At 42.7% G+C, this 23706-nt stretch carries 19 protein-coding genes; 16 read left to right on the top strand and 3 right to left on the bottom strand.

The genetic code is table 11. From position 1 onward, the window contains the following. The first annotated feature begins 5 nt into the window (after positions 1–5). The 12 genes from MLE17_RS09275 (at position 6) to galK (MLE17_RS09220) (ending at position 15317) form a co-directional block, all read left to right on the top strand. The gene (locus MLE17_RS09275; protein ID WP_243348511.1) at positions 6–1397 is read left to right on the top strand and encodes a tetratricopeptide repeat protein; all 1392 of its coding nucleotides are present in this window, start codon (positions 6–8) and stop codon (positions 1395–1397) included. A 5-nt stretch (positions 1398–1402) separates the two neighbouring features. After that, a complete protein-coding gene (locus tag MLE17_RS09270; protein ID WP_243348510.1) occupies positions 1403–2038 on the top strand; it encodes a DedA family protein in 636 nt (211 codons plus the stop codon). A 156-nt stretch (positions 2039–2194) separates the two neighbouring features. Next, positions 2195–3277, top strand: a complete 1083-nt coding sequence (locus MLE17_RS09265; protein WP_243348509.1) for a hypothetical protein — start codon at positions 2195–2197, stop codon at positions 3275–3277. 13 nt (positions 3278–3290) lie between these two features. Then, positions 3291–4958, top strand: a complete 1668-nt coding sequence (locus MLE17_RS09260) for an ArnT family glycosyltransferase (RefSeq protein WP_243348508.1) — start codon at positions 3291–3293, stop codon at positions 4956–4958. Between the two features lie 3 nt (positions 4959–4961). After that, the gene (locus tag MLE17_RS09255; protein ID WP_410795619.1) at positions 4962–5348 is read left to right on the top strand and encodes a GtrA family protein; all 387 of its coding nucleotides are present in this window, start codon (positions 4962–4964) and stop codon (positions 5346–5348) included. A gap of 181 nt (positions 5349–5529) precedes the next feature. Then, entirely contained in the window at positions 5530–7215 is a 1686-nt protein-coding gene (ettA, locus tag MLE17_RS09250) for an energy-dependent translational throttle protein EttA (RefSeq protein WP_243348507.1), read from the top strand. 119 nt (positions 7216–7334) lie between these two features. Beyond that, entirely contained in the window at positions 7335–8465 is a 1131-nt protein-coding gene (gene tgt / locus MLE17_RS09245) for a tRNA guanosine(34) transglycosylase Tgt (RefSeq protein ID WP_243348506.1), read from the top strand. A gap of 11 nt (positions 8466–8476) precedes the next feature. Next, positions 8477–9553, top strand: coding sequence for an LptF/LptG family permease (locus tag MLE17_RS09240; RefSeq protein WP_243348505.1), 1077 nt, complete (start codon positions 8477–8479; stop codon positions 9551–9553). A 169-nt stretch (positions 9554–9722) separates the two neighbouring features. Then, positions 9723–10799 (top strand): aldose epimerase family protein, encoded by a 1077-nt coding sequence (locus MLE17_RS09235; RefSeq protein WP_243348504.1) that lies wholly within the window; start codon positions 9723–9725, stop codon positions 10797–10799. Between the two features lie 46 nt (positions 10800–10845). After that, positions 10846–12114: an MFS transporter gene (locus MLE17_RS09230; protein WP_243348503.1), complete on the top strand. Its 1269-nt coding sequence runs from the start codon at positions 10846–10848 to the stop codon at positions 12112–12114. A 99-nt stretch (positions 12115–12213) separates the two neighbouring features. Beyond that, positions 12214–13365, top strand: coding sequence for a galactokinase (gene galK / locus MLE17_RS09225; RefSeq protein WP_243348502.1), 1152 nt, complete (start codon positions 12214–12216; stop codon positions 13363–13365). Positions 13366–14165: 800 nt separating this feature from the next. Continuing rightward, positions 14166–15317, top strand: a complete 1152-nt coding sequence (galK, locus tag MLE17_RS09220; protein WP_243348501.1) for a galactokinase — start codon at positions 14166–14168, stop codon at positions 15315–15317. A 99-nt stretch (positions 15318–15416) separates the two neighbouring features. On the opposite strand, the gene MLE17_RS09215 is transcribed toward galK (MLE17_RS09220), so the two are convergent. Then, positions 15417–15680, bottom strand: a complete 264-nt coding sequence (locus MLE17_RS09215) for a hypothetical protein (protein ID WP_243348500.1) — start codon at positions 15678–15680, stop codon at positions 15417–15419. 418 nt (positions 15681–16098) lie between these two features. Between MLE17_RS09215 and MLE17_RS09210 the strand changes: the two genes are divergently transcribed. The 4 genes from MLE17_RS09210 to MLE17_RS09195 all read left to right on the top strand — a co-directional run bounded on the left by MLE17_RS09210 (position 16099) and on the right by MLE17_RS09195 (position 21339). Then, positions 16099–16767: a hypothetical protein gene (locus tag MLE17_RS09210; RefSeq protein WP_243348499.1), complete on the top strand. Its 669-nt coding sequence runs from the start codon at positions 16099–16101 to the stop codon at positions 16765–16767. A gap of 33 nt (positions 16768–16800) precedes the next feature. Then, positions 16801–19212 carry a DUF5916 domain-containing protein gene (locus MLE17_RS09205; protein ID WP_243348498.1) on the top strand — a complete coding sequence of 804 codons (2412 nt, stop codon included), beginning with the start codon at positions 16801–16803 and terminating at the stop codon, positions 19210–19212. A gap of 561 nt (positions 19213–19773) precedes the next feature. Beyond that, a complete protein-coding gene (locus MLE17_RS09200) occupies positions 19774–20511 on the top strand; it encodes a DUF6261 family protein (RefSeq protein ID WP_243348497.1) in 738 nt (245 codons plus the stop codon). 78 nt (positions 20512–20589) lie between these two features. Next, on the top strand, positions 20590–21339 hold the full coding sequence (locus MLE17_RS09195; RefSeq protein WP_243348496.1) for an SIMPL domain-containing protein: 750 nt from the start codon (positions 20590–20592) through the stop codon (positions 21337–21339). 150 nt (positions 21340–21489) lie between these two features. Here the strand turns inward: MLE17_RS09195 and MLE17_RS09190 are convergent, their stop codons facing one another. Continuing rightward, a complete protein-coding gene (locus tag MLE17_RS09190; protein WP_243348495.1) occupies positions 21490–22788 on the bottom strand; it encodes a DEAD/DEAH box helicase in 1299 nt (432 codons plus the stop codon). Positions 22789–22908: 120 nt separating this feature from the next. After that, the gene (locus tag MLE17_RS09185; protein ID WP_243348494.1) at positions 22909–23673 is read right to left on the bottom strand and encodes an ABC transporter permease; all 765 of its coding nucleotides are present in this window, start codon (positions 23671–23673) and stop codon (positions 22909–22911) included. Between the last annotated feature and the right edge of the window lie 33 nt (positions 23674–23706).

Below are 23706 nucleotides of genomic sequence, written 5' to 3'. Positions count from 1 at the left end.
ACCGGATGAGTAATAGTAAAACACCGGAATTAGTAAAACGATATGAGGAAATGCTGGCCAAAGGAGCCAGCATTTACTTTGATACGGACGAGTTTGAGGATATTGCCTTCTACTACGAACTGGAGGAGCAGTATCAGCTGGCTTACGAAGCCGTGTGCAACGGCCTGGCCATCCATCCTGGTAGTAATGAGCTTTTGGTCAAAAAAGCGCTTTATCTTTTGTGTATTGAAAAGCCGGAGGAAGCGATGCAATTAATAGAGAGTTTGCACATCACAAGTCCGCAGGCATTACTGATCAAAGCCGATATTTATCTGGCTAATAAAAAGCTGGATGAATCGTTAGCCATCGTGGATCAGGTAATCCTTGAGGGTAACCCTGATTTCACGCTCTATCTCGACGTATCGGATGTATTTGCCAATAACGAATATTTTGACCTAGCTATTTCATATCTGAAGAAAGGCCTGGAGGTATTCCCCGACAACAGTGACCTGATCCGCGAATTAGCTTTTACCTATGGCGACAGCGAGCAGTTTGAGTTGATGGTGGAAGCGCTTAATCAACTTCTGGATGCCAATCCGTATGAGATTTCCGACTGGATTAGCCTGATTCGCGCTTATGGTTCAATGAACCAATTGGACAAAGCCGTCGAAGCTTGTGATTTTGCCCTGGCGATTGACGATAATAACGAAGAGGTGAAGATGATGCGCGCCGTTTGTCTGTATGAAAATGGCAATTCGGAAGCAGCGGCAGAAGCGTTTGATGAATGCGTGAATTTTGAATCGGCCAATTCAGCCTTCCTGATTGTAGTGATTCAGTGTTTCCTTGAACTGAAACGCTATGAAAATGCCCTGAAAGTGGCAGAACGAATCATTCGTGATCATCCGGATAGTGCTGACGGATACTATCAACAATCAATTTGCTTCATCGGACTTAAGGATGTCGCCAAAGCGTATGACAGCATCAATGAGGCGCTGAATATAGACCCCTCTAATCCGGATTTTCTGGTAGTAAAGGCTGATTTGTTGACCGAACGTAACGATTATACCGAAGCCAAACAAATCCTGCTGGATCTTTACGAACGTGAGCCTGATTTCTACAAGCTCTATTTCCCCCTTGGCTATATTTATGAGCAGGAGGAAAACTGGACGAAGTCGCTGGAATTCTATCGTAAAAGCTATGAGCAAAATACGACTGATGCTGTTTCATTGCTGAAAATGGTGAAGCTTTTTTACCTGACCCACGATTATAAATCGACGGTAGAGTACAAGTTGCTGCTCGATGCAGCAATAGATGATCCTTCAAATGCTGAAATGCTGTCAAATGAATACCTGCTACAGGAGTATCAATTGACAGACGAGTATATAAAGAATATTGATAACTTATTAAATAACAACTGATAACCATGCACTTCTACGACCAGATAATCCACTGGTACATGGAAAATATCAACTATTTTACCATTACCCTGCTTATGATGATTGAGAGTACCGTAATCCCTTTGCCTTCGGAACTTGTTATTCCACCGGCGGTATATAAGGCGTTGGATTCCGGACAGATGCACATTGCCGGCATCATTCTTTGCGGTACGTTTGGTGCGTTGCTGGGGGCTTCGATTAACTACTTTGTATCCCGTTATGTGGGACGCATTATCGTTTACCGGTTTGCCAACTCTCATTTGGGGCATCTCTTTCTGGTGAATCAGAAGAAAGTGGAGCATGCCGAACAATATTTCATCAAAAACGGAAACAGCTCAACCTTTATCGGGCGTTTGATACCGGGTATTCGCCACCTGATTTCTATTCCTGCCGGTCTGGCCAAAATGAACGTCAAGAAATTTATCTTCTACACCACATTGGGAGCCGGATTGTGGAATGTTTGCCTGGCAGCTTTAGGTTGGTTGGCTTTTGGCCAAAAAGACAAACTGGAGCAATATTACCATCAGCTGACATTAGGGTTGGTAGTATTGGGTGCTATTTTTATAATATATCTCGTTTACAACGGCATAAAGAAAAACGGAAAGAACAAGGCGAAAGCCTGATTCCTTTCCTGAATTGCATAAGAGGTAATCTGGACAGACAGGTTGCCTCTTTTTGCTGAATGACGTTCTTCTAAAATGATATTAGTCTGCACATGTTCAGGCATTTGTTCGTATTTTTACGTGGATTTACTCCTCCTCAAACAATGATCACCCACTATGAAACGATTATTTCCGCTCCTTCTGATTTGGCTGATTTCAGCTGGTGCTTTCGCCCAAAAAGCTGAATGGCAAGTCAATCTATATGATTTCTTTGATAATACGGAGTTTGGTTTTTCTAAATACCAAATGCCACAAACCATGTCGGGTGTCCATGTGGCTCCAGAGATAGGACTCGGATGGGATTCCGTCCATCATGTGCGAGTCGGTGCCGATTTGTTACATGAATTTGGCAGCGACAAAGTCGTGGATTACAGCAATCCGATTGCCTATTATGCTTTCGAATACAAACCTTTCCGCTTTTACATGGGGGCATTTCCCCGTAAAATGGCGGTTGACAGATATCCGCGCATTTTCTTCCAGGATTCGATAACTTTCTATCGTCCGACAATTACCGGCCTCTTTTGGGAATTTTCCAAAAAGAATAGTTATGCCAATGTGTGGCTCGATTGGACCAGCCGTCAGACAACGAAACGTCACGAGGCCTTTATCATGGGTTGGTCAGGTAAGCTTGCTTCCGGAATATTCTACGGTCAGCATTTTGGGTATATGTATCACTATGCCGGAGTTATTCATCCGACTGAGCCGGAAGCCCTACACGACAATGGCATGATGCTGACTTCGTTGGGCGTGGATTTAGCTGAAAAAGCAGACTTTGAGAAACTCGAACTAAATGCGGGTTATGCAGTCGGACTTGAGCGTGCCCGTGCAGACAATGACGGTTGGCACAAACAAAAAGGATTTTTATCGGAAGCTCGAGTAGAATACCGAGGTCTTGGGATATTCAATACCTTCTATGCCGGTCATGGACAAATGTATTATCACAATCAGTATGTAAGTGCTACCGGTAATCTGCTCTATTGGGGTGATCCGATTTATCAGGCAAAGAGCTACGACCGATTGGATGGTTATATCAATTTCCTGCATACCGATGTGGTAAAAGTTCGTTTTACCTATTCGTTGCATTTTGCCGAGCACACAATGTATCATGAGCAGGGATTAAGCGTAAATTATACGCTGGGCAACATTAAAAAAACACCTGAAAAGAAATATCGTTACCTCTGGGCCGGCTGGTTCAGATAAATGTCCTTAACTTATGCAAGTAACAGTATTTTCAAAGAGATTCTACTATTTTTTAGGCGCGTGGTTTGTGATAAACCTCCTGCAGTCGATATTTACCAATCTGCATAGTGACGAAGCTTATTATGCACTTTACGCGCAACACATGGCGTGGGGCTATTTTGACCATCCACCGATGGTCGCCGTGTTGATAAAGATAAGTTCGTTGCTATTCAATGGGAATCTGGGTGTCCGGTTTATGACGGTGGTTTTACAATTATTTACCCTGATGCTGACCTGGCGCTTGATAGATGATGAAAAAGCAGATAATAAGAAGGTTACACTGTTTTTTATCCTGTCAGCAGCACCTTTTATGTTTGCAGCTTACGGCTTTATTACCACTCCGGATGCACCACTGCTCTTTTTCACTGCCTTATTTTTGTATCTCTATAAGCAATTCCTGAATGATAAGTCGTGGAAACTGGTTATTTTCCTGGGTATCGCTATTGCCGGATTGGTGTATAGCAAATATCAGGCTTCATTGGTCGTAGGTTTGGTTTTGTTATCAAACCTTAAGCTGCTTTGGAGAGGAAAAGCATGGGCCTCAATTGGAGTTGCTTTGCTTTTAGTTTTCCCTCATATTTACTGGCAAATTGATAATCATTTTCCCAGCTTCCAATATCATTTGATTGGTCGTGCGGGTGGCTTCCAATGGCGATTTTTATTGGAATATTTGCCTAATCAGCTGGCTGTTTTCAATCCTTTTGTATTGGGTGCGGTTGTCTTTGTTTTGATAAAATTCCGTCCTGCCGATTTGTTTGAGCGTGCTCTCTTTTTCATGATAGTCGGCTTTATTGCATTCTTTTGGATAATGGGAATGCGGGGGCATGTGGAACCGCACTGGACTATTGCCTGTGTGATTCCGATGATTATTTTGCTTTACAGAAAATGTCAGGAAAGTGCCGGTTTGAATAAGTATATCTATAAGGTGATTTTGCCTTCACTTGCATTGCTATTTATTGCAAGGGTGGCCTTGGCGACCGACCTTTTACCACCTAAGACCGGATTTGGAAACAAAGAGAAAAAGGCAAAAGCCATCGAATCCGTTGCCGGTGATTTACCGGTTGTTTTTACCGGTTCATTCCAGAATCCTTCGGAATATATTTTCTATACGCACAAACCTGCAACCGTTATCAGTTCGCTGGATTCGCGCCAGTCGCAGTTTGATATTTACCAATTTGAAAAAGAGTGGAATAATAAGCCGGCTTTCATTTGTGCCAATGTTCCCGGCAAATCCCAGCACTACAATATTAATGGTGTAGAGTTTGACGGATTCAGGACTGATAGCTTACAGACAGTGAATCGCGTGAAAATTGATTTTGCGCTGAAGAAAAGTGATGTTCAAATGGGGCGGTTACTGATTTTGGATTGCACGTTTGCCAATATGTATAACTACGATATTAACTTTCGCCATCATCAATTCCCGGTGAAAGTGCAAATGGCTTTGATTCAAAAGAAGAACGTTATTCTGACACCAGTGAAATTGTTGGCTCCAATCAAAAAGATTCGCTCCGGTGAGACCATTCATCGCTATATGCTGGTTAGGGTTCCGAATGTTCCTCATGGTGAATATAATCTGGGGGTAACATTAACGACTTCTCTGGGTTCTCCGCTTAACGGTCGCTTTTATAAGGTAAATATTTAACCGATGATAGATAAACTGCTGATATATAAATTTGTAAAGTTCTGTGTGGTCGGGTTCTCAGGACTCTTTGTCGATTTCGGAACTACCTGGTTGCTGAAGGAAAAAGTTCACCTGAATAAGTATGTTGCTAATTCAACGGGGTTTGTTTTGGCGGCAACCTCCAATTACTTCTTCAACCGTTTCTGGACTTTTCACAGCCAAAACAGCCATATTGTCACGGAATATTTTTCGTTTTTCTCCATTTCAATTGCCGGATTGGGGATTAATAACCTGATTATCTATCTGCTCACAGATAAATTGAGACTTAATTTTTATCTGTCCAAGCTGATTGCAGTAGGGGTAGTGACTGTCTGGAACTTTGTGATGAATTATCTTTTTACGTTCAGATAAGCCTTATTTAATTTGACATTTATAGCTCCCGGAATTTGATTTGAAGATTAAGATTCCGGGAGTTGTTTTATCCGCATGGGAAGGCTTTTGAGGATAGTTAAATTCGGGGAAAATCCCTATCTTTGCGATTCATTTTTTACGACAATATCCTATTTAGAAATAACTAAATCTAATTCATTATATGTCAGACGATAAGAAAGTCATTTTTTCGATGGTAGGGGTGAGCAAGACTTTTCCTCCCCAGAAACAGGTATTGAAGAATATTTACCTATCCTTTTTCTATGGTGCCAAAATCGGTATCATCGGTTTAAATGGTTCCGGTAAATCGACTCTGCTGAAAATTATCGCTGGAATTGAAAAATCATATCAGGGTGAAGTGGTATTTTCACCCGGTTACTCAGTGGGTTACCTGGAGCAGGAGCCTCATTTGGATGATGAAAAGACCGTAAAAGAGATTGTTCAGGAGGGGGTTCAGGAAATTGTGGATACCCTGAAAGAATACGAAGAAATCAATGAAAAATTCGGATTGCCGGAGTATTACGAAGATGCCGATAAAATGGATGCTTTGTTTGCCCGTCAGGCTGAATTGCAGGATAAAATCGATGCAACCGATGCGTGGAACCTTGATAACAAGCTGGAGCGTGCGATGGATGCATTGCGTTGTCCGCCCGAAGATCAGCAGGTGAAATTCCTGTCTGGTGGAGAGCGACGTCGTGTGGCTCTGTGTCGACTATTGCTTCAACAACCAGATATTCTGTTGCTTGATGAGCCTACCAACCACCTTGATGCTGAGTCTATCGACTGGTTGGAGCAGCACTTGCAACAATATCAGGGAACGGTTATTGCAATTACGCACGACCGCTACTTCCTTGACCATGTGGCAGGATGGATTCTGGAGCTGGATCGTGGTGAAGGAATTCCCTGGAAAGGAAACTATACTTCCTGGTTGGAACAAAAGACCAAACGCATGGAACAGGAGGAAAAGACAGCCAGCAAGCGTCGTAAAACTCTTGAACACGAGCTGGAATGGGTGCGCATGTCTCCCAAAGCCCGTCATGCCAAAGGTAAGGCCCGTCTGAACGCATATGATAAACTGCTTAACGAAGATCAGAAAGAGCACGAAGAGAAGCTCGAAATATATATTCCTAACGGCCCTCGTCTGGGAAACAAGGTAATTGAAGCAACTGATGTTTCCAAAGCTTTTGGTGAGAAGTTGCTGTTTGACAACCTGAACTTCATGTTACCTCCGAATGGTATTGTGGGTATTATCGGACCGAATGGTGCCGGTAAAACCACATTGTTTCGACTGATTATGGAGTTGGAAAAAGCAGATAAAGGAACTTTTGATGTAGGTGAGACTGTGAAAATTTCATATGTTGACCAGTCGCACAAAGATATTGATCCGCAGAAAACCGTCTATCAGGTAATTTCCGGTGGGCAGGAAACGATTAAACTGGGTGGGCGCGAACTGAATGCACGAGCATATTTGTCGCGTTTCAACTTCACCGGTGCTGATCAGGAGAAACTCTGTAACGTACTTTCCGGTGGTGAGCGTAACCGTTTGCACTTAGCCATTGCCCTGAAAGAGGAAGGTAACGTTTTACTTCTGGATGAGCCGACCAATGATATTGACGTAAATACACTTCGTGCATTGGAGGAAGGTTTGGATAACTTTGCCGGTTGCGCAGTAGTGATTTCGCACGACCGTTGGTTTCTCGACCGTATCTGTACACACATTCTGGCTTTTGAAGGCAATTCGGAAGTATTCTATTTCGAAGGAAGCTATACCGAATACGAAGAAAACAAGAAAATGCGCTTGGGTAATGTTGAGCCTAAACGGGTGCGTTACCGTAAGTTAATGGAGTAGGAGATTACCTCCGACGGACGGAGATAAAGCCTCTGAACCAGCTACCACAAACAATATAAATCATTTCAGCTCCATTTCCCTCCCCCTTTAGGGAGGGTTAGGGTGGGGTCTCTCTATTTATGGATTTCAAACTACACCACACCGACTCCAAAACCAATGCCCGTGCAGGCGAGATTACGACTGATCACGGTACCATTCTTACCCCGATTTTTATGCCGGTGGGAACCGTTGCCTCAGTGAAAGCGGTTCATATTCAGGAGTTGAAAAACGATATCAATGCCCAGATTATTTTGGGAAATACCTATCACCTTTATCTTCGTCCGGGTCTCGATATACTCGAAAAAGCTGGTGGATTGCACAAATTCAACGGATGGGATCGTCCTATCCTGACCGATAGTGGTGGCTTTCAGGTATTTTCGCTTTCGGCAATACGTAAACTGAAAGAAGAAGGAGCAGAGTTTCGTTCGCACATTGACGGTTCGAAGCATTTCTTTACACCTGAAAATGTGGTGGATATCCAACGTATTATCGGTGCCGATATTACCATGGCATTTGACGAATGTCCCCCGGGGGATTCCGACTACAACTATGCCAAAAAGTCCTTGGAACTGACTCAGCGTTGGTTGGACCGCGGTTTGAAGCGCTTTAGCGAAACGGAAGGTAAATACGGATATAGCCAGACTTTCTTCCCGATTGTACAGGGGTGTGTATATCCAGATCTTCGCCGTCGTGCAGCTGAGTATATTGCAGAAAAAGGATGTGATGGAAATGCCATCGGCGGCCTTGCGGTAGGAGAGCCTACTGAGAAAATGTACGAGATGATCGAAGTAGTGAATGAAATTCTGCCAACCGATAAACCCCGTTATCTGATGGGAGTGGGTACACCGGCAAATATCCTGGAAGCGATTGAACGTGGCGTGGATATGTTTGATTGTGTGATGCCTACCCGTAATGGTCGTAATGGTATGCTATTTACTAAAGATGGCATCATGAATATGAAGAATAAGAAATGGGCGGATGATTTTTCTCCAATTGAGATTGATGGTGCTTCGGAAGTGGACCGTCTCTATTCGAAAGCCTATTTGCGTCACCTGTTTGTCAGTGATGAATTGTTGGCCCTGCAAATTGCATCAATCCACAACCTGGCATTTTATGTGTGGTTGACACAGGAAGCCCGTCGTCATATATTAGCCGGGGATTTTGCCGAATGGAAAAGAGAAATGGTAAAAAGAGTGTCCACACGTCTGTAAACTGAGTAAGGATGTTTAAGAGAATAGATATTTACATTATCAAGAAGTTTTTGGGGACTTATGTGTTTTCCATTGGTTTGATAGTTGTGTTAGCAGTTGTATTTGACCTGAATGAGAAGATTGATAAGCTGATTGAAAATGAAGCTCCGGCAAAAGCAATCATTTTTGACTATTACCTCAATTTTATTCCCTATTTCTCTAATCTCTTTAGTCCGCTGTTTACCTTCATTGCGGTAATCTTTTTTACCTCCAAACTGGCTGATAATTCAGAGGTTATTGCTATGTTGTCGAGTGGAATGAGTCTTAACCGACTGATGCGACCGTATATGTTTTCTGCGTTGGTGATTGCGGTGGCCAATTTGCTGCTCAGTTCTTTTATTATCCCTCCGGCCAATGTTAAACGGATTAAATTTCAAAATACTTATATAAAGAATAAAGGAGTAGATTTTGCTCACAATATTCAGCTAAAAGTGGATAGTAATGTCATAGCCCATTTTGATAGTTACGATAAACCCACAAAGACCGGTTCTAGTTTTTCCCTGGAACGCTTTGATGGGAAAACGCTGAAATCGAGACTTACCGCAACTTCTATAAAATACGATACTCTTCATCATTGGGTTGTAAAAGACTATCTTATTCGTAATCTGGCAGGAAAACAAGAGCAAATAAAACGCGGAAGTTCCCTGGATACTACCATTGCGATTGAACCAACAGACTTCCTAATTTCGTTGGGGGACCAGGAAAAAATGAATACTCCTTCACTGCACAAATATATTTCGAAACAGGTCAAACGTGGATTTGCCAATATCAAGGCATTTGAAATCGAGTACCATCGTCGTTTTGCTATGGCATTTGCCTCATTTATTCTTACCACCATTGGGATTTCTATCTCTTCCCGTAAGGTGAAAGGAGGTATGGGGGTAAATATTGGAATCGGTCTTGGTTTAAGTTTTGCGTACATCTTATTTATGACTATATCGTCTTCGTTTGCTGTAAGCGGACTTACTTCTGCGGCTGTTGCAGTATGGATTCCGAACGTTATTTTTTCCGGACTGGCGCTTTATTTGTATTCTAAAGCTCCCCGGTAAGGATAAAATTCTTTCAAAGATGAAAACAATAAGTTCAAACAGCATATTATGTGCCAGTTTGTGCTGTAAAACATATTTGCATTTCGACTTATGCAAATAATCCTTTCTAATTTTACCACCCGATTTTAAGAAAATATCTGCTAAAAATGCAGATGCAAAATAATATACAATGGAAACACAACACACACTTTCCGGCTTGAAAAGAACAGACTTTCAAACCGAAATCAATGGCAAAAAAACAGACCTTTTCGTATTAACCAACAAGAACGGTTGCGAAATGTGCGTAACCAACCTGGGTTGCTTTCCCGTTTCGTTAATGGTGCCGGATAAAAACGGCAAAATGACCGATGTGGTTTTGGGCTACCAGACTATTAAAGGTTATACTGATAATCAACCTACATATCTTGGTGCGGTAATCGGTCGTTACGGAAACCGTATTGCTAAAGGTAAATTTACATTAGACGGCAAAGAATATTCATTGGCTACAAATAATGGCCCGAATAACCTTCACGGAGGAAAAGTCGGCTTTGACTCAAAAGTGTGGGATGCAAAACAGACCGATGCACAAACGCTCGAAATGACTCTGGTTTCTCCCGATATGGAAGAAGGTTTCCCCGGCACATTAACCGTAAAAATGATTTACAAGCTGACTGACGAAAATGTTTTCCACATCTCTTACGAAGCTACTACTGATAAACCGACCCTTTGCAACCTGACCAACCACTCATTCTTCAACCTTTCAGGTGCCGGTGACGAGTATGTAGGTGACCATATCATGCAAATCAATGCCTCTCTTTATACTCCTGCTGATGATGTTTCTATCCCATTCGGAGAAATCGTAAAAGTGGAAGGTACACCAATGGACTTTACTACTCCACAGACGATTGGCTCACGTATCGATGAAGACTTCAATCAACTGGTTTGGGGTAATGGTTATGACCACAATTATGTAATTGACAAGAAATATCCGGGCGAACTGGTTGTTTGTGCGAGAACAGTTTCTCCGAAAACCGGTATCGTGCTTGAAACTATCACTAACGAACCGGGTGTTCAGCTTTATACCGGTAACTGGTTGGGTGATTTCGAAGGTAAAGCCGGTAAAAAATACCCAAAACGCAGTGCATTCTGCCTCGAAACACAACACTTCCCCGATTCACCGAATAAACCACACTTCCCATCTACTGTTCTTCGTCCGGGAGAAGTGTATGGCAGCATCTGCGAATACAAATTTTCTGTAGAGAAATAATCACTACTAAATACTAATCACTAACACTTAACTAACTTAAATTTCAATGACAACACAACAAAAAAACTATGCATTGCCAATCGCAATGATGTTTGCGCTGTTCTTTATGATTGCCTTCGTGACCGGTTTGCCAAGTCCGATGGGGGTGATCGTTGCTAAACAATTCGGAGCTACCAACTTTGAGTCTCAGCTGGGATTCCTCGGTAACTTCCTCGCTTATGCTTTCATGGGTATTCCTGCCGGTTTAATGCTGAAAAAAATCGGTTACAAAAAAACAGCTTTGGCTGCAATTGTAGTAGGTTTCACCGGAGTTGGCGTACAGTTTCTTTCAGGTCAGGTCGGTAGCTTTACCGTATATCTGGTAGGTGCATTTATCTCAGGTTTCTCTATGTGTATGTTGAATACCGTAGTTAACCCGATGTTGAATACCCTTGGCGGTGGCGGTAACAAAGGAAACAAGTTGCTGCAATTCGGAGGTTCTATCAACTCTATCGGTGCTACAATCACTCCGATGTTGGTTGGTTTCCTTATGGGAGCAGCAGCCGGTCGTACCATCGAAAAAGCTAACCCTGCCTTGTTCCTGGCTATGGGTATCTTTGCGTTGGCATTTGTAGTATTGTACTTTGTAAATATCCCTGAGCCTCACCTTGAAACAGCTGAGTCTAAAAAAGAGGTTCACCACCACAGCCCGCTTTCTTTCCGTCACTTCATCTTCGGAGCTATCGCTATCTTTATCTATGTGGGTATTGAAATCGGTATTCCAAGTACAGCTAACTTGTTCATGACAGCTGGAAAGGATGCTTCCAATCCCGGTCTTGGTATTGATGCTACAATTGCAGGAAGTATTGTAGGAATTTATTGGTTGTTGATGCTTGTTGGCCGTCTGGTAGGAGCTTCAATCGGTTCGAAAGTGTCAAGTAAAGCGATGATGACGTTTGTATCAAGCTTAGGACTTGTTTTGGTAACTCTGGCTATTGTTAGCCCGCAATCTTTAGCCGTAACTCTTCCAGTTATTGGTGCTCAGGTTCCTGTTAGCGTTATGTTCCTTGTACTTTGCGGATTGTGTACATCAATCATGTGGGGTGGAACATTTAACTTGGCTGTAGAAGGTTTGGGTAAATATACTGCTGCCGGTGCCGGTATCTTCATGGTAATGGTTTGCGGTGGTGGTATCGTGCCATTGCTCCAGGGATGGGTATCTGACCACTTTGGTTACCTGAACAGCTACTGGGTAATGTTTGCATGTTTGGCTTACATGTTGTTCTATGCATTGATTGGCTGCAAAAACGTAAACAAAGATATTCCTGTAGAATAAATTTCAACCTTTCCAGTGAGGGGGTGACTTTGAGTCACCCCCTCACTAACAAAAAATAATACACACACTAACCATTCAAATTATTTATCATTCAAGATTATGAAAAACCTAGAAATCGTTCGCTCTACATTCAAAGAAAAATTCGGTACTGACGGTTCAGTATATTTTTCACCGGGTCGTATCAACCTGATTGGTGAGCACACTGACTATAACGGTGGTTTTGTACTTCCGGGTGCAGTGGACAAAGGTATGTTGATCGAATTGAAACCTAACGGAACAGATAAAATCCGTGCATACTCTATTGACCTGAAAGAATCTTCAGAATTCGGAATGAACGAAGAAGACCGTCCGGCAGAAGGATGGGCAAGATATATCTTCGGCGTTGTTCGTGAGTTGGCAAAACGTGACGGCAAAGCTGAAGGTTTCGATACAGTATTTACCGGTGATGTGCCTCTCGGCGCTGGTATGTCTTCATCAGCTGCTTTGGAAAGCGCTTATGCGTATGCTTTGAACGATATTTTCAAAATGAATATCGACAAAAAACAGTTGGTGAAAGTAGGTCAGATGACCGAGCACAACTATGTAGGTGTAAACTGCGGTATCATGGACCAGTTTGCTTCTATCTTCGGAAAAGAAGGCCATTTGATTAAACTGGATTGCAGCAACATGGAGTTTGAGTACGTTCCATTCGAGCCTAAAGGTTACAAAGTAGTATTGCTTGACTCTGTAGTAAAACACGCGTTGGTAGGTTCTCCTTACAACGAGCGTCGTCTTTCTTGCGAGCGCGTAGCTAAAGAGGTAAACAAAAAATATCCTGAAGTAGAGCACATGTGCCAGGCTAACTTCGACCAACTGAACGCTGTGAAAGAGTTGGTAAGCGCTGAGGACTTCATGCGTGCAGAATACGCGGTAGGTGAAGCTGAGCGCCTGAGAACGGCTTGCGACGCGATGACCAAAGGTGATTTCGAAACAGTAGGTAAAATGATGTACGGAACTCACTGGGGTATGAGCAAACTTTACGAAGTGAGCTGCGAAGAGCTTGACTTCTTAGCTACTGTAGCTGAAGAAGCTGGTGTAACCGGTAGCCGTATCATGGGTGGTGGCTTCGGCGGATGTACCATCAACGTAGTAAAAGAAGATCTTTACGACGGTTTTATCGCTAAAGCGAAAAAAGAATATTCAGCTAAATACGGTCACGAACCTAAAGTGTACGATGTAGTTATCGGCGAAGGTTCTCGTAAAATCTGCTAAGTTTTTTCCGCAATTCCACAGTGAGAGGGTGACTCCAAGTCATCCTCTCACTACAAAATAAGAAGCTGCTTCCATTGGGGGCAGCTTTTTTCATATCCCCTCAGCTATAAGCGATCTTGATTTTGAGAATGAAATATGCATTTGCTAAATCTGCGCCAGAGATGAGTAGTCTGTGTATAGTTCTAGGGGCTGACTGCGATAATTAAACTTGGAGGAAAAAGCGGCAACCTGTTTTAATGGATAATTTGAGGTATATAAATCTAAAAACAGTTTCTACAAAATGTAGAAATCAGAAAAGTATCCGATTCAAGCCTCTACATTTTGTAGAAACCGGAATGATATCCTGTTCAACCTCCTACATTTTGTAGAAGGTCGAAAGAGTCTTCGTTCAAGCTTCTACAAAATGTAGATTCCAAAATAAACACCTAATCAGGCCTCTACATTTTGTAGAAACCCGATTAAATCCTCAATCAACCTTCTACAAAATGTAGTAACTTGATTGCCTATCTGTTCAAACTTCTACATTTTGTAGTGGCTTAAATGATTATCAAATGATTGCTATTTCTGAAATGATATTTTCTAACAACTCATTGTTGAACCATAAAAAATTGAATGATCATGGAATTTGGATCTCATCTTATCGCAAGAATAGGAGATACCTTCTTTCATAATAAACCAATCGTTCCACTCGTGAAATTTCTATCCCCCGAACGCCATATTTACTCCTCATTTGTTTTATTTTTCAGTAATCCTTCTAACTTTGCATTTAAAGCTACACGATAATTTAAAACCTTAGAATTATGAAAAACCTAGAAATTGTTCGCTCTACTTTTAAAGCGAAATTTGAAGCCGAAGGCTCCGTATATTTTTCACCCGGACGTATCAACCTGATTGGCGAGCACACCGATTACAATGGTGGTTTTGTGCTCCCGGGAGCTGTGGATAAAGGCATGTTAGCCGAAATCAAGCCCAATGGCCTTGCCAAAATCCGCGCTTTCTCCATAGACCTGAATGAATCGGCTGAATTTGGCCTGAATGAAGAAGACCTGCCTGCTGCAAGCTGGGCGAGATACATCTTCGGCGTGGTACGCGAAATCAGCAAACGCGGTGGTAAGGTCGAAGGATTTGATACCGTATTTACCGGCGATGTGCCGCTGGGAGCGGGGATGTCCTCTTCGGCTGCGCTCGAAAGCACCTATGCTTTTGCGCTGAATGATATGTTTGGTCTTGGGATAGAGAAATTCGAACAGGCAAAGATTGGTCAGGCAACTGAGCACAACTACGTGGGAGTGAAGTGCGGTATCATGGACCAGTTTGCTTCCATCTTTGGAAAAGCAGGCCATTTGATTAAACTCGATTGTCGCTCGCTTGAATATGAATATGTCCCGTTTGATCCCAAAGGATACAAACTGGTATTACTCGATTCCGTTGTGAAACACGAGCTGGTAGGCTCTCCCTATAACCGCCGTCGCGAATCGTGTGAACGTGCGGCTGCAACCATTCGTAAGAATCATCCGCAGGTGGAATTTCTCCGTGATGCAACGTTGGACATGCTCAAAGAAGTTAAGTTTGAGCTGAATGATGAAGATTATATGCGTGCTGAATATGTAATCGAAGAAGTGCAACGCTTGCTTGATGCCTGTGAAGCTTTGAAAAAAGGCGATTACGAGACAGTAGGCAAGAAGATGTTTGGTACCCACTACGGTATGAGTAAGCTCTACGAAGTGAGTTGCGAAGAGCTTGATTTCCTCAATGATATAGCCAAAGAATGTGGCGTGACAGGATCGCGCGTGATGGGTGGAGGTTTTGGTGGTTGCACCATTAACTTAGTGAAAGAAGAGCTCCACGATGCCTTTATCGAAAAAGCAACCAAAGACTTTATGGATAAATTCGGCGTATCACCGAAAGTATATGATGTGGTGATTGGCGACGGTTCGCGCAAGATTTGCTGATAATTTTCCCCAATCGGAGCGCGACGTTAAGTCGCACTCCGATTAATTAAACAGAGAACCACAGAGGCCTGGAAACTGGCTTCTGTGGTTCTTTTGTTTTTATTCAGGTGTTGTTAAATATAAAGGATTGCTCCATATTATTCTATCCCATTGACTTTTGTCACCCATAAACCGTCGATAATCGTCTTCAGTTCTATATGTATTAGGGTCAACATAAATTAATCCAACTTTTGTGGATGTGATTTTAAATAGCGTGGAATATTGTTGTTCTGCCAATTTAATAGAATAGCAAATACTATCATGAGGTGGGATCATAAATGTATCTGGATAATTTTTGTCACAACCGTTGAATAGAGCATACATATAAGTATTATTAAGAATAAGATTTGTGTAGAAGTTACAAGTCCACGTCCAGTAACCTCTTGGTTTATTTGATTTGTTGATAACAGCAATATGCAGATCATGACATTTGTGAGTAACAGAATCATCAAGTAAGCTATCATAGGAGCGTATTAAGCTGCAATGTAATGAAATCGGAAAATTATCTTTTCTATTGACGCAGCTGAAAGATAGGAATGTAAATAATAGAATAACGAATACTGAAATGCGCATGTGGAGCTCTTATTTAAATGATTTTTTACTGTCAAAGCAAAGATAGAAATTCCCAGTGTTTTATTTTATAGTCTTCATTTTTTATTACTCCGTGATTTAAAGACAATTTCCGGTGTCGGAGTGTTATAATATAGACGGAGTTGAGTCATTCACCTAAATATATTTAGCCATGAAAAGAGTATTCATTATTGCCTGTCTGGCATTGATAAGCTTCAGTACATTTGGAGAAGGCGCTGCTGACCCCGTTTATGGCAGGAGCAGAATTGGATTGACAGCTGATTTGGGTAGGGGAACCGAAAATCACACCTTGTTCGTTACGCCTGATTTTAAGAACGCAAACATTTCCCTGGGGAAGAATTACGCATTCGGTGTCAGATACGGATACGAATTGACCCGTAGTTTTGAAATGGATGGGGATATTAATTTTGAGGGAAGCACTCTGACGAACCCGGTAACCAATGTAAAAGCACGCGTGGGTTACGGCAGTGTAACATTGACGGCAAATTATGTGTTGATGTTAGGGAAAGACTTTACCAAGAGGCTGAAATTTGGAGCCGGAGCCGATTATAACTTTTCGCCCCGGTTGACGATCAGAGGGCAAAGAGTACAGAATGGCTTTGATGCAACCTGGAATTACGAAAATGCAGCCGGGTATCATGTAAATGCGATGTATGAATACTTTTGGTCTGAATCCTGGTCTGCTGATCTAGGCTTGAAATGGACAGGTATTGCCTATAAATTTAATTCGGGTACAAACCTTAGTTATCTAAAGAATGAATTCAGAGAACCCGGAGGTAATGCGATCAATGTTGTAGCCGGGGTCTATTTCCATTTCTGATAAAGGGATTAATGCATCGTAAAGAATTTACCCATGAGATATTTGAGTCTCCTGCTAATCCCGATTGTTTGCTTTGGTCATGTTTTTGCCGTACAGAAGAAGAGCGTGGAAGTCTTACCTATATCCAAACCGCTGACCATAGATGCCGTGCTTGATGAACCGGTTTATTCACAGGCTAAACCGGCAAAAGACTTTGTGCAATTGCAACCTTTAAACGGAAAACCCTCTTTCCAGCCTTCCGAAGTATTTCTTTTCTACGACCAGACCGCTATTTACGTCGGGGCGCATTTATATGACAGCGCTCCTGACAGTATCTTTAACTTTCTGACCACCCGTGATGATACGGGAATGTCTGACTATTTCGGCATTTACATTGACCCATATAATCAGGGGCAGCTTGCATTTGGCTTTTTTGTTACAACTGCCGGGGTACAGATTGACCTCAAAGCTGTAAAAAGCGATGGAGATAATGAAGATGCCAGTTGGAATGCAGTCTGGGAGAGCAAGACACGCCTTACTTCTGACGGTTGGATTGCGGAGATGCGCATTCCTTTTTCTGCATTGCGTTTTTCCGGAAAGACAGGTAATACCTGGGGCATGAATATGTTTCGCAATATCCGCCGGTATAATTCCAATAATTCCTGGAGTATGGTTGACCGCAATGTTTCGGGATTTATCCATCAGGAAGGCGAGATGACCGGTCTCAAAGATATTAAACCGCCCGTCAGACTCTCTTTCAGTCCTTATCTGGCTACTTACGCCGAAACAAAGGCCGGCGAGAAAGCCGATTTCCTCTACAAAGCCGGAATGGACATGAAATACGGCATCAACGAGAGCTTTACTCTGGATATGATGCTGATTCCTGATTTCGGGCAAATACAGTCTGATGATAAGAAGCTCAATCTGACTCCTTACGAACTTTATTACAGCGAAAAACGGCAGTTTTTTACCGAAGGAACAGAGCTTTTCCAACGGGGAAATATCTTCTACTCCCGGAGAATAGGAGCTTATCCTAAATTTGGAGGGAAAGCAGACGATGCCCTGCGGGATAATGAAGAAATCTACTACAGACCTACCGAAACCCAGCTGGCAAATGCCACGAAAATATCGGGACGTACGGCAGACGGGTGGGGGATTGGCTTTCTCAATGCCGTTTCAGTGGATTCTTATGCAAAGCTTCGCGATACCATTACAGGAAACCACCGCAGGGTTAATATTCAGCCGCTGACCAATTATAATGTTGCGGTGGTGGATAAGTCTTTGCCTCACAACTCCTATTTCAGCCTGATAAATACCAATATGATGATGGCTAATAATTCATTTATGGCCAATGTAACCGCGACTGATTTTCAGTTTCGGGATAAGAGCCTCAAATATGCATTGAAGGCAAAAGGCGCAATAAGCACACGTGGTGATTCTTCACGTGAAACGGGATATTACGGGCAGTTTTCGCTGGAAAAGAACCGGGGCAAACTGCAATTTGGCTTGAATGAATGGCTTTATTCGGATAAATACAATCCCAACGATTTAGGGTATTTGCAACGAAACAATATCATCCTCTCCGAAGGCTGGATTTATTACCAGAAGGTGGAGCCGTTTTCCATTTTCAGAGAGGTCAATGGAAATCTTTGGTGGGATTATTACCGGGTGTTTAACCCTTCGACCGTGTTTAATCACGAGATGGGATACAACCTGAATATGCTCTTCAAAAACAACTACAGTTTCTATGCCAATGGAGGTATCGGCACCGATAAGAAGGATTACTTCGAACCACGGGTGAAAGGCCGTTTTTTCTTTACTCCGCACTATTACTGGCACAATCTTAACCTGAATACTGATACCCGTAAGTCTCTCAGTTTTTATTTCCACATCGGGATGAATGCTCAACCTCATACTGATGCTTATTCCATACTTGGGGATGGTTCTGCCACATTGCGTATCGGCCAGCACACGCAACTCAATTACGGGGTGAGCTTCAACAATGCCTACAACAACATCGGCTTTACGGATAAAACGGATAACGATAGTACAATCGTTTTCGCTAAACGTAATGTCAAGGTGTTGGAAAATATCTTGAGTGCTTCCTATATGCTCAACAACCGTTCGGGACTTACGCTTCGTGTGCGCCATTACTGGTCAGGCAATGCCAACAAGAACTTTTATTATCTGCAAAGGGATGGCAATCTGCTTTCAGCAAACGATTATCAGGAGAATGAGGATCAGAACTACAACGCTTTCACAGTAGATATGATCTTCCGATGGATTTTTGCTCCGGGATCTGAGCTTTCCCTGGGATGGAAAAGTGCAGCCCTCGAAAATCAGGATAAAGTCATCACCAATTACTGGAATAATCTTACCCGATATTGGAAATCTCCGGCAAATAGCCTATCGGTACGTGTGCTCTATTATCTGGATTATAATAATCTGAGAAAGAAGAAGGATTGAGTATCGTCATTTTCAAAAAATCATTGGAAAGTTGAATCCGGGAAATATTTATTTGCTTGTGATTTTTAAAGATTGCATCCCTGGATTTTAGTATAAACTAATGTTGATCATCTGCTTATTTGCAATAAGTCTGTATTGTATGTGTTGTTTTGTGAAAATAAATTTATACTTTTGGAAAACACGATTGTGAATCAGAGCTTCTTGTTATTCAATTTGATGCTGCAAAATGCAGAACCCCGAAAAGCCCCTGATTCAAACCGCTGCAAAACGCAGGACCTTGAACGAGTTCTTTTTCAGTTTCCTGCAAAATGCACGACCTTGATTGGGATTTCATTTCGTCTCCTGCAAAATGCACGAGCTTGGTTGAGTTCTCATTTAACCTACGGCAAAATGCAGGCCCTTGAATGACATCTCGTTCGACCGACTGCAAAATGCAGTGGCAAGAATGACATCTCAGTCAGACTACTGCAAAATGCAGTACATTAAAATAGTCCAATCGTATGTTGAGAATCTTTGTTTGTATGTCCTTATTCTATTTTTTAACAGTAAAAGTAAATTATCATGGATTACATTTCATTTTCTCCCCTTCATGTAAATCATCTGACGATTGAAGGAATCTATTCGTTGAACAAATCGACGATTGAACTTGCAAAACCGGTTTCAGCAGTAATAGGGCCGATAGCTGCGGCAGCCCTTTCCTTGCTCGAATCTACTCAACAAACACTCGGTCTTAGTATGAACCAGGCGCAGAAAAGCGCGCTTTCATCCCTGATCAAAGGATTGGATAAGTCCCGCGATGGCGAGTTAGGTGAAATCAAAGGTATAGTCCGCACTTATATCCGTAGTTCGGATGAGACGAAAAAGTCTGCCGCCTCCACGCTCCATCTCTTCCTGACTCCCTACAAAGGTGTAGCTTCCCTGCCGATAAATATCGAGACCGGCTCTATCTCCGAAATGGTGGATAAATACAAAAGTAATCCGGAACTTGTTGCCGCGGCAACCACGCTCGGTGTTAGTACCCAGTTCGTAAATCTGGAAACGAAAAACAACGAGCTGAATGACGTTTATCACAATCGCAACGCTGATTATGCCGCACATGATACATCCGCGACAGATGTCAAGCCGGCTGTCATAGCTGCTTATATGCAGTTCTGTACCGCCATAGAGCAGGCGCATCATTATACGCCAAGCGATACCCTCACCGCCGTTTTCAATAAAATGGATGAGCTTCGCAAGAAGTATCATGCATTGGAAGGGAAAAAGGGAGATGCAAGTGGCGATGCTAAGGCAGATAATTAAAAAGAGAAAGGAATCCGGGGTGCGTAGTGGACGTGCTCCGGATTTTTGAAATAGAACATAGCTAATACACATTGAATTATGAAACGAGTTTATTGCATTATCATTGGCGGGCTACTATGCCTGAGTTCATTTTCTCAGAGGGTTGCATCACTTGATGTGGTGGGTGAAGCAAGTAAAATGGTTTTACCGGATAAGGGGATAATGAATTTAGAAATCAAAACGATAAAGAATAGCGAATCAGAGGCATATACGAAACTAAATGATATGTCGGGATTGGTCCTTAAAAGATTAAAAGCAGACGGTTTTAGCGATGATCAGATAAAACTTGCCGATTTCTCGATGTCAACGTTACCGGTCGGCAAAAATAAAAAAGTACAATATGAGGCTGCTCAATCCATGATCGTAAAATTCCCGTTGGATAAACAGCGCATCTTCAATATCTATTCAAAGCTAATGAAAGATAGCGTTCAGGGCGTAGAAATTTATATGCAGACTGAATGTTCTGAAGAACTGACCAGAAAAATTCAGGAAGAATTAATAACCCTCGCCCTGAAAGACGCTAAACGTAAAGCGGGAATTATTGCTGCTGAATCAGATTGTGATATATTCTCTGTGTCAAATATTGGCTACAAATACTTTTCTGATAATCGTACATTTGATGTCCCTCCACCTACTAGAAATTCAATCAAGTTTGTCCCACCAGTCCTCAAAGCTGACGCCCTGGCAAGTGAAGAAGATTCTTCAATGCCGACTAACTACTTTAGCATAAACGAGCAGGAATTTTCGGAACAAGTAAAGGTTACTTATTTGATTGGTGCAAAGAAGTAGGTGGAGTATCTCTCTTTATCGTAAGAATAAGAGGTAACTTCTGGTTCAAGTTTACAAAACTTGGACCTAAAACAAGAGCAGTTTGTAACTGCGATTCTAAGAAATAGAAAAAAAGCCGAATCATCGCAATTGAATGATTCGGCTTTTATATTATTCTCCATTAGCAGGCTTGTTCGGCTTATTAGGTCTGTTTGGTCTATTGGGTCTGTTTCCCTGCTTATTTTGATGCTGTGGCGGCGTTTTTCGTGGACGATTGGGATTCGGACGGGATGAACCGCGGCGACCTTTTGGCTTAGCGGCAATCTGCCATTCCGGCCCCTGTCCAAGTCCTTCCGGCAATGCCAGTTTCGGGACAGACATGTCGATCAGTTTCTCGATACGTTGCATCTTGTGCATATCCTTTTCATTCACCAGCGTAAAGGCTTCCCCTTTGGTATTGGCACGTGCGGTACGTCCAATGCGGTGCACGTAATCCTCTGCATCGTGAGGCACATCGTAATTGATCACCATATTGATCTCCTTGATGTCGATACCGCGGCTCATCACATCCGTCGCTACCAGTATACGAGTACGTTTCGAACGGAATCCGCGCAATACCTCTTCACGGTCGTGCTGGTCGAGGTCGGAGGAGATACCCTGAGAGGCATAACCATTACGTCGCAACGAAGTGACGATATCGTTGATTTTGCTTTTTGCCGAGGTAAAGATAATGATACTGTTGTAGTCGGGGCGCTCTTTGATGATATGGGAGAGAACTCCATTCTTTTGTGTATCATGAGTCAGATACAGATTTTGGGAAACACCTTCCGCCGGTTTTGAGATTGACAAAGAAATTTCCTCCGGATTTACAAGGATCTTCTTTGCAAGCGAGCGAATCTTCGGAGGCATCGTTGCACTAAACATCAACGTCTGGCGCTGGTGAGGAATGTGCTGGATGATTTTCTCAATATCGTCGAGGAATCCCATGTCGAGCATTTTATCTGCTTCGTCAAGGATCAGGTGCTTGATACGGGATAGCTTGATATTTCCCATCTTGAGGAATGCCAGCAAGCGTCCCGGAGTAGCCACCACAATGTCTGCACCGTTTTTAATCGCCTGCTCCTGGATTGCAAATTCCTTGCCGTCGCCACCCCCGTATATCGCCGTCGATGAAACCGACAGGAAGTAGGAGAGTCCCTGTATCTCCTGATCGATCTGAATGGCCAGTTCGCGGGTGGGGACAATAATCAGGGTGCTGGTGGTTGACGTAGGATGCTCTACGATTTTGTGCAGAATAGGAAGTACAAAGGCAGCTGTCTTACCGGTACCGGTTTGGGCACAGGCAATCAGGTCTTTGTTATCCAGTATTTTAGGAATGGCCATCTCCTGGATGGGGGTTGCATTGACAAAACCCATGTGCGAAATGGCTTCAAGTATGTTGTCGTTTAATTTAAGTTCTTCGAATGTCATATTTAGAAATGTTGAATTGTTAAGGGTTGACGTTTAAAGGATAGAATGAAAGAATTTCAGAAATGTCAACCGATAAACGTCTCAAAGGTACACAAAACCAGCCAAAGTAGAAAATATATGTTATTTAAGAGGAATTCCGAATTTGTCAAATGCCCGTTTGGTCGAGAGCCAAAGCGTCACCAATACGGAAATCAGCGAAGAGGAAAAAATTACGATCATAATCATAATCTGGTATTTGATAGCAACCGAGGGCGAACTTCCTCCAAGAATCTGTCCCGTCATAATGCCCGGTAGCGAAATCAGCCCCATTACCGCCATCGTGGCAATGGCCGGATTGAGCGATTTAATCAGCGCCTCCCGCATAAAGTAGCGTTGCGCCTCTGCCGGATGTGCGCCATTGGCCAGAGAAAATAGGTAGAGAGTCCTTTCGCGCTCAATGCCCGAGTAGAACGTATTGAGTGAAATCACGTTCGTGTTTAGAATATTCCCCAGCACCATTCCGCAAATGGGTATAAAGTATCTCGCTTCAAATGCCGATGGCAGATTCAATACGATCCCCAGAAAGAATCCGGCACAGATGACCACCGAAATCAGGATGGCCACCGAGACAGGCATCCAGAGTAATCCGATGCGCTGTTTGCTCCGTTTTACCACTGTGTATCCGGCTGTCAGGATCATAACGATTACCCAGAGCATATTTACCCACGGATTATTCAGCTTAAACAAAAACTCCAGATAAATCCCAATGAGGAAAAGCTGAATGCTCATGCGGACGGCTGCCAGTAAAGTGTCTTTGACCAATCCGGTTTTATAATATTGCAGGTAATATACCGGTATTAGCAACAATAGGTAGCCCAATAACAGGCGGGTGTATGATATGTCCATATTTGAAAATAGTTTTATAACCACTAACAGGTA

Origin of the sequence: Parabacteroides sp. FAFU027 (assembly GCF_022808675.1) — a bacterium.
GTDB lineage: Bacteria > Bacteroidota > Bacteroidia > Bacteroidales > UBA7332 > CAXXIC01.
Note: the sequence above shows the minus strand (reverse complement) of the source record. Positions and strands in the feature narration are given on the sequence as shown.

What these genes read in the sequence shown, in the direction of transcription:
- MLE17_RS09275 (WP_243348511.1), top strand. Translation starts at nt 6, where the DNA reads ATGAGTAATAGTAAAACACCGGAATTAGTAAAACGATATGAGGAAATG.
- MLE17_RS09270 (WP_243348510.1), top strand. Translation starts at nt 1,403, where the DNA reads ATGCACTTCTACGACCAGATAATCCACTGGTACATGGAAAATATCAAC.
- MLE17_RS09265 (WP_243348509.1), top strand. Translation starts at nt 2,195, where the DNA reads ATGAAACGATTATTTCCGCTCCTTCTGATTTGGCTGATTTCAGCTGGT.
- MLE17_RS09260 (WP_243348508.1), top strand. Translation starts at nt 3,291, where the DNA reads ATGCAAGTAACAGTATTTTCAAAGAGATTCTACTATTTTTTAGGCGCG.
- MLE17_RS09255 (WP_410795619.1), top strand. Translation starts at nt 4,962, where the DNA reads ATGATAGATAAACTGCTGATATATAAATTTGTAAAGTTCTGTGTGGTC.
- ettA (WP_243348507.1), top strand. Translation starts at nt 5,530, where the DNA reads ATGTCAGACGATAAGAAAGTCATTTTTTCGATGGTAGGGGTGAGCAAG.
- tgt (WP_243348506.1), top strand. Translation starts at nt 7,335, where the DNA reads ATGGATTTCAAACTACACCACACCGACTCCAAAACCAATGCCCGTGCA.
- MLE17_RS09240 (WP_243348505.1), top strand. Translation starts at nt 8,477, where the DNA reads ATGTTTAAGAGAATAGATATTTACATTATCAAGAAGTTTTTGGGGACT.
- MLE17_RS09235 (WP_243348504.1), top strand. Translation starts at nt 9,723, where the DNA reads ATGGAAACACAACACACACTTTCCGGCTTGAAAAGAACAGACTTTCAA.
- MLE17_RS09230 (WP_243348503.1), top strand. Translation starts at nt 10,846, where the DNA reads ATGACAACACAACAAAAAAACTATGCATTGCCAATCGCAATGATGTTT.
- galK (WP_243348502.1), top strand. Translation starts at nt 12,214, where the DNA reads ATGAAAAACCTAGAAATCGTTCGCTCTACATTCAAAGAAAAATTCGGT.
- galK (WP_243348501.1), top strand. Translation starts at nt 14,166, where the DNA reads ATGAAAAACCTAGAAATTGTTCGCTCTACTTTTAAAGCGAAATTTGAA.
- MLE17_RS09215 (WP_243348500.1), bottom strand. Translation starts at nt 15,680, where the DNA reads ATGTATGCTCTATTCAACGGTTGTGACAAAAATTATCCAGATACATTT.
- MLE17_RS09210 (WP_243348499.1), top strand. Translation starts at nt 16,099, where the DNA reads ATGAAAAGAGTATTCATTATTGCCTGTCTGGCATTGATAAGCTTCAGT.
- MLE17_RS09205 (WP_243348498.1), top strand. Translation starts at nt 16,801, where the DNA reads ATGAGATATTTGAGTCTCCTGCTAATCCCGATTGTTTGCTTTGGTCAT.
- MLE17_RS09200 (WP_243348497.1), top strand. Translation starts at nt 19,774, where the DNA reads ATGGATTACATTTCATTTTCTCCCCTTCATGTAAATCATCTGACGATT.
- MLE17_RS09195 (WP_243348496.1), top strand. Translation starts at nt 20,590, where the DNA reads ATGAAACGAGTTTATTGCATTATCATTGGCGGGCTACTATGCCTGAGT.
- MLE17_RS09190 (WP_243348495.1), bottom strand. Translation starts at nt 22,788, where the DNA reads ATGACATTCGAAGAACTTAAATTAAACGACAACATACTTGAAGCCATT.
- MLE17_RS09185 (WP_243348494.1), bottom strand. Translation starts at nt 23,673, where the DNA reads ATGGACATATCATACACCCGCCTGTTATTGGGCTACCTATTGTTGCTA.